Source organism: Peptoniphilus indolicus ATCC 29427, from assembly GCF_000227315.1.
Classification (GTDB): domain Bacteria; phylum Bacillota; class Clostridia; order Tissierellales; family Peptoniphilaceae; genus Peptoniphilus; species Peptoniphilus indolicus.
In genome coordinates, this window is sequence record NZ_JH165108.1 from 1 (window position 1) to 1,387 (window position 1,387).

General features: G+C 31.8%; 1 protein-coding gene. It reads right to left on the reverse strand.

Annotated features, from left to right (window positions below; translation table 11 throughout):
• The coding region (locus tag HMPREF9129_RS10150; protein WP_040553245.1) for an Ig-like domain-containing protein at positions 1-1,318 on the reverse strand (1,318 nt) is incomplete at its 3' end.
• Positions 1,319-1,387 lie beyond the last annotated feature (69 nt).

Below are 1,387 nucleotides of genomic sequence, written 5' to 3' on the forward strand. Positions count from 1 at the left end.
TTACTGGTTTTACAGTTGCTTCAACAGTACTACTTTCACTTTTCCCTGTCACAGCTTTTAATTCAAGAACTTCTTGTTCTTTCAATTCTCTATTTACAGCAACTGAGAATTTTCCATCTGAACTGACTATTCCACGACCTATTTCAGTTTGATTTTTATCTTTTACAACAATAATATCCCCTGATTTTCCTGTTCCTTCTACTAATTTTGTTTCTGGTTCCGCTACTATATCTTTAGGTTCATGTGCAGCTTTGTCATAACTTTCTTCATCATAGAACACTACTTGAATTTTACCATCTTTTAATTTTTGTCCCCATTTTTCTGCCGTTAAACTTACTTCAAAAGAATCTCCGGCTTTTGTAATTTGATTATCTTTAACAACATCTCCTAAAGTAGCTGGTACAGGATTTTCGTTGTTGTTCGCATCCACTACGATTCCTTCTCCAGGTTTATCACTATTAAGAAGATCTTTAAGAGTAGTAGTTTCTATATCCTTTAAAATATAACTAGCTTGTTTATTCTTATTATTTCCTAGAGGTACTTGAATAATACTTTGTTTTATTTTCAAATCCGGTGTAGCAGGAACCAATCTTGCATATACTACACGTATATCTAAATCATTCCCTTTCTTAGGTGTTCCTTTGTTGAAATATGCATAAAAAATTGCATTTTCAGCTGCTTCATCCCCTTGATATACTTTCTTATCATTTTTTGTTAAGATATTATAAGTTTTCGGAATATATGAACTTGTTTTCCCTAATTCATATCCTTCACTCTTTCCAGTTTTAAACTCAGAACCATTTACTTCGCTAACACCCTTAATCCCTATAGTCCCATTTTTTGCATCAAAATATGAAAATTCTAATTTATAGTTTGTATTACTATATACCTTTTGTGTAAGTTCATATGCCGATTCACTATTTTTTCCATTATCCCAAAATCCACCTTGATGCACTCTAAGCACTTTTTTACTTGGCGCTTTATCTTCCTTAAGCTCACTTACTTCAACCCTTGTATTCGCTTTAACTTTTCCCTTTTCAATACCTTTTTCAGTATTTTTAACGAAATAAACTACAGGAATTTTACTTTCATCAACTTGAGTTGGCGGAGTAAATTTATCATCTATTTGTGACTCTACTATACCACTTGAAGCAAGCAACAAACTCCCCACTCCATTTGCACTTGCCGTTGCAACATCTCCAAAAAGAATAGCAAATCCTAACATACATGACACAAATCCAACACTTAGTTTACGCATTGCATATTTGGGTTTCTTTTTAGTTTCTAGTTTCTTCCTTAGATTACTTTGATTTTCCATTTCTACCTCCATTTTCAAAATACAATATAATTTTGTTTTCACAAAACATTTATATATATATATATATAT